Raw genomic sequence first — 7,536 nt, 5'->3', positions numbered from 1 at the left:
CCCTCCCCCCTCCGGAGGCCCTCCCCGGCCTCCGCCCCCCCCGGAGGCCACCCCCGGGGTCCTGCCCCGCCCCCCAACCTCGGGGCAGGACCCCACCCCCCACCACGAACGGGCCGCCCACCCAGACATCGCAGCCCGCGGTGGGCGGCCCACCTCCTGCGAGACCTCGGAGAACCGCATGCACACGCTGATGGAGCGGCCAGGACCGGGCGTCATCGTTGAAACCAACTGGGGCAGCCAAGCCACCTGCCACGCCTGCCGGACCTTCGCCGCCGTCACCCGCGACGGACTCCTCTACCCGCACGACAAGCCGCGCGGGGAAGGCCCCTGCCGCAACCAGTGGGGTGCAGCAGATCTTGCTTCCGCCATCGCCCGGGACGAGCAGCTCAACGAAGAAGAGAGCGCCCTACATGGCCGCGTCTACCAGTGGCTGATCCAGTGCAAGGGCTACCAGAGGCTCGGCGACGGAAGCGTCGAGGAATGCAACCACCCGATCTGCGACCAGCGCCGTGTCAAGGGCCTCCAGTGGACGCTCATGGGTTGGAAGAAGTTGCCGTTGGACCCGCCGTGACCGCGTTCCTTCTGTGGCCGCTGGCGGTCTGGCAGCTCACACCCCGCACCATCCACCACCTCTACAACGCTCTCACCCAACGGAAGGCCCCATGACCGATCCCGAGACCGTCGCCACCGAGAAGGACCACGCCGTGAAGGCCTGGTACCTGTTCACCAACCACCGCAACTTCAGGGCCCGCGTGCCCGACTGGCGTGAGACGAAGGCTCCGGATGGCTCGCCGCGGCTGGTTGCGGAAGTGGTCGGCCCGGGTGCCGCGCACGCTCTGCGCCTGTTCGCGTCCCAGTACCCGCTCGTTCTGGGTGGCGTGGGCGATCAGCGGCCGGGGTTCGACTACAGCGTCCCGGGCCGTGTGACGTGCGTGTGGCGGTCGAACGGCGTGTGGGTGGAGCTGTGGCACCCCGAGGCTGTGACGCCTGCTCCTGAGCCTGCCCTGGCCCCGTCCAAGCCGTCCCTCCGCAAGACGTTCGCACGGCCCTCCGGCCGGCTCCCGTTCACCCGCCGCTCCAAGACCCCGAAGGAGACCCCCGCAGCATGACGAGCACCCTCGAGGACCTGGCCGTCGTCGGCCGCCGTGTCGAGTTCGCCTACTACCGCAGCCTGCACAACGACTCCGAAACCCTGTACCTGCCGGGCATCATCACCGCCGTCACTGACGACGTGGCCAGCCTGCGGGTCCGCCTGGACGGGCAGCGCTCCAACCTTGCCCTGTGCCCCGACTACGAAGGCCTGCGCTACCTCGAGCAGGTCGTACCCGTACCAGCTCTGCCCATGGGCCGCTTCCAGCCCGGCACTCAGCACCCCGGCATGGACTTCGCGTACGACGGCGTCCTGGTCGTCCAGTTCGAAGAGGACGACATGGTGGCGATCACCGCCGACCGGGACAAGGCCGAGGCCGCTGTCGCCACCTACCTGCGTGAGCAGTGCGGCATCGACGACGAGAGCACCATCCGCGACGAACTGGCCGAGCTGAAGCCGAAGGCGGTGGTCTTCGAGTGGGAGCCGGAAGGCGCCGAGTGCGCGTGGCTCATGAACTGGGCCGACGAAGGCGACGGCCAGGCTCTGCAAGTCCACTACCTGCCCGCCCTATGAGGAGGTATCACCGCATGACCGCCACACCCCGCATCGAAGAGATCCGCGCCCGCGCCGACGCGGCCACGCCCGGCCACTGGGGCACCGACTACGACGGCAAGGGCACCTACTACGTCCACGCCCGCCTGCGCACGGAGCGGGGGGCCGGGATGGTCTCCGACGGCGTCGTGGCCACGCTCCAGGGCGAGCACGGCGACGGCCAGACGTACCGCAACGCCAGCTTCGCCGCCCGCGCACGAGAGGACGTCCCGTTCCTCCTGGACCGCGTCGCCGAACTGGAGGCGCTGGTGCAGGGCATGGCCGACCCCGACCCGTGCTGGTTCGACCACCACGGCTACTGCCAGGCCCACGGATGGACGGCCACCAGCCCGGCCTGCCCTCACGGCCGCGCGCAGTCCCTCTTCCCTGAACTGAAGGAGTCCTGACCATGGGCATGTACCACCCGCCTGTCGACGAGCACGAGACCGTCGTCTCCACCGCCCTGCATGTCGTGGCTGCCACGCACTACAGCCGGGCCGACGACCCGCACGAGGACGCTGCCTACGAGTACTCCATCGAGCAGCTCGCCCTCGCCGCGCGGGCGCTGGCGGAGGCTGTGGACCGGAAGCCGGCCGATGAGCAGCCCATCGGCTGGTCCAAGGACGAGCAAGGAAGCGAGCTCCACCACCTCCGGCAGGAGTCCCTCCTCCTCCGTTCCCTCGCCCAGGAGTTCCGCGTCCCCCTCACGAACACGATGGGCGGGTACGGAGAGGTCGTGGTCCGACGCTGGACCCTCGCGGAGGACCGCTGGCAGGTCACCGACGGGTCGATGACGGACCCGAAGGTGTGGATCGACGGCCAGTGGCTGTCGATCGGCTCCGTCGGCCTGGAGAAGGCGCACCCGTACACGCTGGACGAGGCGTTGAAGACAGCGCATCAGGTCGCTGAGTACGAGGGAGCCACGTTCGAGGCGTGGGTGAAGGCGACGAAGGACGCCTACGAGTACCAGTGCCCGCAGTGCATGCGGTGGGCGTTCTGGGAGAACGGGCGCGGCACCCAGCATGGTGACGAGGTCGACGAGTTCTGGTGCCCGGTGTGCGGATCCGAGTCCCGTGCCTCGCTGTGCGAGCGTAGGCCGGCCCGTGGCGGTGGCGCGTGAGCGTTCTGACCCTCATGCCGGCCGAGACTGAGCTGTCTGTGCACGTGGAGCAGAAGCAGGACCTCGCGGGCGGTATCGCGGCCGCGGTGTTCGACAGCCGGGCCCGCACCTACCGGTACCTGCTGACCCGGATCTGGGACTCAACCATCGCGCCGGCCGTGTTCGTCATGCTCAACCCCAGCACGGCGGACGCGATGGACGACGATCCGACCATCCGCCGGTGCACGTCCTTCGCGCGTCGTGAGGGCGCCGGTGGGCTGGTGGTGGTGAACCTGTTCGCCTTGTGCTCCACCGACCCGCGGGCTCTGCGCCACCATCCGGACCCGGTCGGTCCGGTGAACGACGCGTTCATACGGCGGGCCACCGCGAGCGCCAGCACGGTGGTCGTGGCGTGGGGTGCTGCTGGTGTCGAGCACAACGGGCGTGGCGCCCGGATTGCGGAGACCCTGCGGGCTCGCGGTGTGCAGCTGCAGTGCCTGGGACAGACGTCGACGGGGCAGCCGCGGCATCCGCTGTACCTGCCGGGCGTGGCGGTCCTCGAGCCGTATGGGGCCGCAGCATGACCGCCCCGGTGCAGGTGGGCCCGTCGCCTTCGGGTGACGGGCCCGTCCCGTCCCCGGACTGGGAGGACGTCCTCGCCGACCTCGGCGACCGGATACGTGCCGAACGGCAGGCTCGTAGCTGGTCGGAGCCTCGCCTTGCCACCCGGGCTGGTCTGGGCAGAACCGCCATTCAGCGGCTGGAGGCCGGCGGGGGAACCCTGAGAGTTTTCGCCCAGGCGTGCTTCGCGCTGGAGGTCGATATGGCCTACATGCTGTCGCGGGAGTGGCGGATGCCCGCACGCCGGGTTCCGTTGACGGCGCGCCAGGCGGAGTTGCTGGGCGCCGTCACGGGCGGAAGGACGCTGTCGGAAGCAGCATCTGAGTTGGGCATTCCTCGTGAGGGTTTGGCGGCCAGGCTGTCGAAGATCTACACGCAGTTGGGGCTGTCGGATGTCCCCAAGGATGAGCGTCGCGCTGCCGCGTTGCGGATCGCCGTACAACACGGCCTGGTTGACGCGGCGTAGCCAAACTCTTCTCCGCTCACGGGCGGACAACTACCCACCGTCACATCACCCTTGGGAGGGCTCATGCCTCCACGCCTCCGCACCCTCTTCGATCAGATCGGTCTCATCGCCGCCCTCGCCAGCGCGTTCGCCGGCGTGTGGATAGCCGTCACCGGTACGTACCGGCCGCCGATGTGGGTGAACCCGGTCGCCGCGGCCGGGGTGATGGGCCTGGCCACCGTGCTGGAGGCCATAGCCCGCTCCCGGCGTCCTCGGCCGGTGCCTGCCCAGCATCGGAAGACGGTCCTGTGATGGCCGAGCAGCGCGTCACCTGCCCGTCCTGTGGACGCCGTGTGGCCCTGACCTCTAAACGTCGCCTGTGGACGCACGGCCGACCCGAATGCCCGCAGTCCCGGCGCCGACTGACACGGGTCTGGTCCACCCGCCACAACGGCCGGCCCGTCCGCACGATCCCCGGTCCCGACACCTGGAACCCCTCATCCCTCGAAGGAGCAGCATGACCGAGAAGCCGAACATCCAGTCCGACCGCGAAGAACAGGACGTCTGCCGCCGCACGGCCGGTGGAAGGGGGCAGAGCTGATGTGGTGGTGGACGCTCCTCGCCCTGGCGGCAGCCGTAGTGGCGGTTCGGTTCGGGGTCCTCGTTCGCCGGGCCTCCGCTCACGTTGAAGGCCTGCTTGGGGAGGTGGAAGGACGATGAGGATCCGTCTGGGTCGGGATTGCCGGCTGTCTGTGTGGGAGAAGCAGAACCCTGAGGCTGTGCGGGTCACATTGGCGAGGTCGACGCCGTATGAGCCGGTACGGCGGGTGCTGTCGAGCCGCGGGTGGATGCTGCTCCTGGTCCGCTATGACTGGAAAGACCGCGCTGCTCCGGAGCAGCCGGGAACGCTCCGCGGGCCTGTCCCGACCGAGTACGTACGGCTGAAGGCCCAACTCGAGGCCGATCTCCAGAGGATGACCGCCTGTGCCGCGCAGCCCCCGAAGCCGGGCGCGGAAGAGGGCCGGGCCACGCAGGGTGGCATCGCTGCGGGCATCCGGACCTCCCTGGCGTGGGCCATTCAGTGCTTCGAGGGGTCCGCGGCGCGGGAAGCGTTCCTGAAGAGGCTGCTGGAGGGGGACCGGTGAGCGCCCCGCGGAACTCGGCGGCGGCGAAGGCTGCAGCGCTGCGTGCGCACGCCCGGCGGGGTGTGTGGCGGCGTGTCACGGCGTGGGCGGGGCTGAATCCGGCGGCCGCCCGCGCGGACTCCCAGGCGGCCCTGTGGGCGCACGGAGCGGCCGGGGAGGCTGTCACCGAAGCCCTCCTTGCGCCCCTCGTACGGGCGGGCTGGACGATCCGGCACGACCTCCGATTATCCGGGGCCCGGTGGAACGTGGACACGGTCCTCGTCTCCCCGTGCGGGACGGCGGTGGTGGTGCTGGATACGAAGGCGTGGCGCCGGAACTGGACCACCAGGCTTGTCCGCGGTCGCGTGTACTGCGGGGACGAGGACCGTCACGGCCAGGTGGAGAAGGTCGCCGGGTACGCGGTACGGATATCCCGGGCACTCGGACTGCCGGGGGTGAAGGTGTTGCCGCTGCTGGTGGTGCACGGTTCCCCGGTGTCCGGCGGGCACCTGGACGTCCGGGTGCCCGGGATGGCGGACCCGGTGTACGTCCTTGACCCGACGTGGCTGGTGCCGACGCTGGCGGCCGCTCCGAAGGCCCGGGATCCCCAGCGTGCGGCCGCGGTCGCCGCGAGGGTGGACGCGGTACTTCACCCGTACCAGGAGTGAGGCGTACGGTGTGGGGACACTTGGGAGGTGGAGAGGGGCCTGCTGCTCTGCGGAGCGGCGGGCCCTTCTTTTTTTGTGCCTACACTCGAACGTATGCACGATGATCTGCCGCCTGACCTGCCGCGACTCGAAGCGATCGAGACGTATCTGGTGCTGTCCCTGGAACGGGTGCGGGCGAAGAAGAAAGCGGTGCTGCTCCGGGAGGAGGAGAGGCAGCGGGGTGAGCGGGCGCGGCCGCCGGCGCCGGACTGGCTGATCGAGTACGGCCTGAACCGGGACGCGATGCCGGTGGCTGTGCACCTCGGGGACTGCCATATCGCGGCGAAGTCGAGCCGGGTGAAGGGCGTGGACAGCGACACGGTTCGGCGGGCGATTGCGGGTGGGGTGGAGGCTTGCATCCACTGCCGGCCAGATGCGGAGCTCGGCTACCTCGAGGGGTGATGTGACGCCATAACCCTTGCGCTTCCTAAAGTAGGAAGCTAGAGTTCTGGTCATGAGGTCAGGGGATCAGCCCCAGACCCCGCCGGAAGGACCCGGACATGGCCCTCACCCACTTCACCGCCTGGCTCGTCAACGACACCTCCGCTCTTGACCAGCCCTGCATGGACGTCACCGTCATCGAAGACCAGGCCATCAGCTACAAGCAGGATGAAGAGGGCAACGAGACCCCCGTCTGGGCCTCCCAGGGCGACCAGAAGTTCTACGCCGTGACCACGGTCGACGCCCGCGACGGCGACATCGACGACGCTCAGACCGAGACGGAAGCCCTCCTGGCCGCGAGTGGCTGGAAGACCGTCGGCGACTGGGACGTCACGGACAACGCCTACATCGTCACCGTCGAGAAGGCCTAGCAGCGCCCCACTCTGGCCCCGGCACCCCCCAGCCGGGGCCTCCCTCATTGGAGTCTCCGATGCCCGAGTACACCGACCCGGCCGGCATGCCCGAGGACGAGCGCATGACGGACGCAGAGTTCAAGGTCGTTCGCGAGTTCCTCGGCCTCACCGGCGACTGGCTTGCCGCCCACCTCGGCGTCTCCTCACGCACCGTTCGACATTGGGAGCAGGGCAAGTACCCGATCCCCGACGGCGTCCGGCTCGCCATCGAGGACCTGGAGCGTCGCACTGGAGAGTTCATCGGGGGCGCCGTGGACAAGCTGATGGACATTCCCGACCCTGGCCTCATCACCTACCGGAGCGACGCGGAGTACCACGCCGCGCATCCCGAAGCCGACTTCCCAGCCTCCTGGCACCGGGCCGTCGTTGCGCGCATCGCGCAGGAGGTGCCAGCCCTGAGCATCGCGTATGCCGACAACGTGGCGCTTACCGATCCAAGCGAACTGCCCGGAGGAACGAGGCGTGAGCGAACCGCCCCTTAAGAAGTGCCATGACTGCTGCGACTTCACGCACACCAGCTACAGCCGCTGTGACGCGTGCCGGAAGAAACGCAAGCCGCAGGACCGCAAGCGCACGCGACAGATTGCCCGCGCCGTGTTCCCTATCGACCTGCGCAAGCGGGTGCTCGCCATGGTCAGCAAGGGGCGAACCTTCCGGGAGATAGAGGGGATCCTCGGAGTTCCCGGACCGCAGATCCACAGCTTCGCCCGTAAGAATCCGCTGTTCAGGCGTGAACTGGACGATGCCCTACTGAAGGGACGCGACCCGAAGCTGAAGCACGGATCTGCCGCTACGTACCGGAACCAGGGGTGCCGCTGCCCGGAGTGTCGTCAGGCCAAGGCCAAGGCCGGGTATTGGGCTCGGCCGCCCCAAACTGCACAGGCGTGAGCGAATGCGCGTAAGCCCGTCCCCCGCCGACGAGGGACGGGCTTGGTGCGGTCTCCACACTGGCACGGCCCACTGACAACGGGCCCGGGCATGCCTGTGGCCCGGTCTCCCCAGAGA

The 7,536-nt window shown here is 69.2% G+C and carries 14 protein-coding genes; all 14 read left to right on the top strand.

Going from position 1 to position 7,536, the window contains the following annotated elements; all coding sequences use genetic code 11:
• Nucleotides 1-178 precede the first annotated feature (178 nt).
• The 14 genes from AQJ27_RS45260 (at nt 179) to AQJ27_RS56930 (ending at nt 7,419) form a co-directional block, all read left to right on the top strand.
• Nucleotides 179-571: a hypothetical protein gene (locus AQJ27_RS45260; protein ID WP_067383108.1), complete on the top strand. Its 393-nt coding sequence runs from the start codon at nt 179-181 to the stop codon at nt 569-571.
• Between the two features lie 91 nt (nt 572-662).
• The gene (locus AQJ27_RS45255) at nt 663-1,109 is read left to right on the top strand and encodes a hypothetical protein (protein ID WP_067383105.1); all 447 of its coding nucleotides are present in this window, start codon (nt 663-665) and stop codon (nt 1,107-1,109) included.
• Entirely contained in the window at nt 1,106-1,663 is a 558-nt protein-coding gene (locus AQJ27_RS45250; protein ID WP_067383103.1) for a hypothetical protein, read from the top strand. The genes AQJ27_RS45255 and AQJ27_RS45250 overlap by 4 nt, the downstream gene beginning before the upstream one ends.
• 14 nt (nt 1,664-1,677) lie before the next feature.
• The gene (locus AQJ27_RS45245; RefSeq protein ID WP_067383100.1) at nt 1,678-2,088 is read left to right on the top strand and encodes a hypothetical protein; all 411 of its coding nucleotides are present in this window, start codon (nt 1,678-1,680) and stop codon (nt 2,086-2,088) included.
• Between the two features lie 2 nt (nt 2,089-2,090).
• On the top strand, nt 2,091-2,801 hold the full coding sequence (locus AQJ27_RS45240) for an Rcat domain-containing protein (RefSeq protein WP_067383097.1): 711 nt from the start codon (nt 2,091-2,093) through the stop codon (nt 2,799-2,801).
• Nucleotides 2,798-3,364 carry a DUF1643 domain-containing protein gene (locus AQJ27_RS45235; RefSeq protein ID WP_208948615.1) on the top strand — a complete coding sequence of 189 codons (567 nt, stop codon included), beginning with the start codon at nt 2,798-2,800 and terminating at the stop codon, nt 3,362-3,364. The genes AQJ27_RS45240 and AQJ27_RS45235 overlap by 4 nt, the downstream gene beginning before the upstream one ends.
• Nucleotides 3,361-3,867, top strand: coding sequence for a helix-turn-helix domain-containing protein (locus tag AQJ27_RS45230; protein WP_159064580.1), 507 nt, complete (start codon nt 3,361-3,363; stop codon nt 3,865-3,867). The genes AQJ27_RS45235 and AQJ27_RS45230 overlap by 4 nt, the downstream gene beginning before the upstream one ends.
• A 63-nt stretch (nt 3,868-3,930) precedes the next feature.
• Complete coding sequence (locus tag AQJ27_RS45225) at nt 3,931-4,158, top strand: hypothetical protein (RefSeq protein ID WP_067383092.1); 228 nt, start codon at nt 3,931-3,933, stop codon at nt 4,156-4,158.
• A gap of 467 nt (nt 4,159-4,625) precedes the next feature.
• On the top strand, nt 4,626-4,991 hold the full coding sequence (locus tag AQJ27_RS56935) for a hypothetical protein (protein ID WP_159064579.1): 366 nt from the start codon (nt 4,626-4,628) through the stop codon (nt 4,989-4,991).
• Entirely contained in the window at nt 4,988-5,638 is a 651-nt protein-coding gene (locus AQJ27_RS45215; RefSeq protein ID WP_067383086.1) for a nuclease-related domain-containing protein, read from the top strand. Before AQJ27_RS56935 ends, AQJ27_RS45215 begins: the two co-directional genes overlap by 4 nt.
• Before the next feature lie 93 nt (nt 5,639-5,731).
• Entirely contained in the window at nt 5,732-6,079 is a 348-nt protein-coding gene (locus AQJ27_RS45210) for a DUF6233 domain-containing protein (RefSeq protein WP_067383083.1), read from the top strand.
• A 98-nt stretch (nt 6,080-6,177) separates the two neighbouring features.
• Nucleotides 6,178-6,489 (top strand): hypothetical protein, encoded by a 312-nt coding sequence (locus AQJ27_RS45205; protein ID WP_067383080.1) that lies wholly within the window; start codon nt 6,178-6,180, stop codon nt 6,487-6,489.
• Nucleotides 6,490-6,548: 59 nt separating this feature from the next.
• Entirely contained in the window at nt 6,549-7,013 is a 465-nt protein-coding gene (locus AQJ27_RS45200; protein WP_067383077.1) for a helix-turn-helix domain-containing protein, read from the top strand.
• The gene (locus AQJ27_RS56930; RefSeq protein ID WP_159064578.1) at nt 6,994-7,419 is read left to right on the top strand and encodes a hypothetical protein; all 426 of its coding nucleotides are present in this window, start codon (nt 6,994-6,996) and stop codon (nt 7,417-7,419) included. Before AQJ27_RS45200 ends, AQJ27_RS56930 begins: the two co-directional genes overlap by 20 nt.
• Nucleotides 7,420-7,536 lie beyond the last annotated feature (117 nt).

The sequence above is a fragment of the Streptomyces olivochromogenes genome (assembly GCF_001514115.1).
GTDB classification, from domain to species: domain Bacteria; phylum Actinomycetota; class Actinomycetes; order Streptomycetales; family Streptomycetaceae; genus Streptomyces; species Streptomyces olivochromogenes.
Note: the sequence above shows the minus strand (reverse complement) of the source record. Positions and strands in the feature narration are given on the sequence as shown.

Coding starts and splice junctions, on each gene's coding strand:
- AQJ27_RS45240 (WP_067383097.1), top strand. CDS start 2,091: ATGGGCATGTACCACCCGCCTGTCGACGAGCACGAGACCGTCGTCTCC.
- AQJ27_RS45250 (WP_067383103.1), top strand. CDS start 1,106: ATGACGAGCACCCTCGAGGACCTGGCCGTCGTCGGCCGCCGTGTCGAG.
- AQJ27_RS45255 (WP_067383105.1), top strand. CDS start 663: ATGACCGATCCCGAGACCGTCGCCACCGAGAAGGACCACGCCGTGAAG.
- AQJ27_RS45260 (WP_067383108.1), top strand. CDS start 179: ATGCACACGCTGATGGAGCGGCCAGGACCGGGCGTCATCGTTGAAACC.
- AQJ27_RS45225 (WP_067383092.1), top strand. CDS start 3,931: ATGCCTCCACGCCTCCGCACCCTCTTCGATCAGATCGGTCTCATCGCC.
- AQJ27_RS45210 (WP_067383083.1), top strand. CDS start 5,732: ATGCACGATGATCTGCCGCCTGACCTGCCGCGACTCGAAGCGATCGAG.
- AQJ27_RS45200 (WP_067383077.1), top strand. CDS start 6,549: ATGCCCGAGTACACCGACCCGGCCGGCATGCCCGAGGACGAGCGCATG.
- AQJ27_RS45245 (WP_067383100.1), top strand. CDS start 1,678: ATGACCGCCACACCCCGCATCGAAGAGATCCGCGCCCGCGCCGACGCG.
- AQJ27_RS45205 (WP_067383080.1), top strand. CDS start 6,178: ATGGCCCTCACCCACTTCACCGCCTGGCTCGTCAACGACACCTCCGCT.
- AQJ27_RS45230 (WP_159064580.1), top strand. CDS start 3,361: ATGACCGCCCCGGTGCAGGTGGGCCCGTCGCCTTCGGGTGACGGGCCC.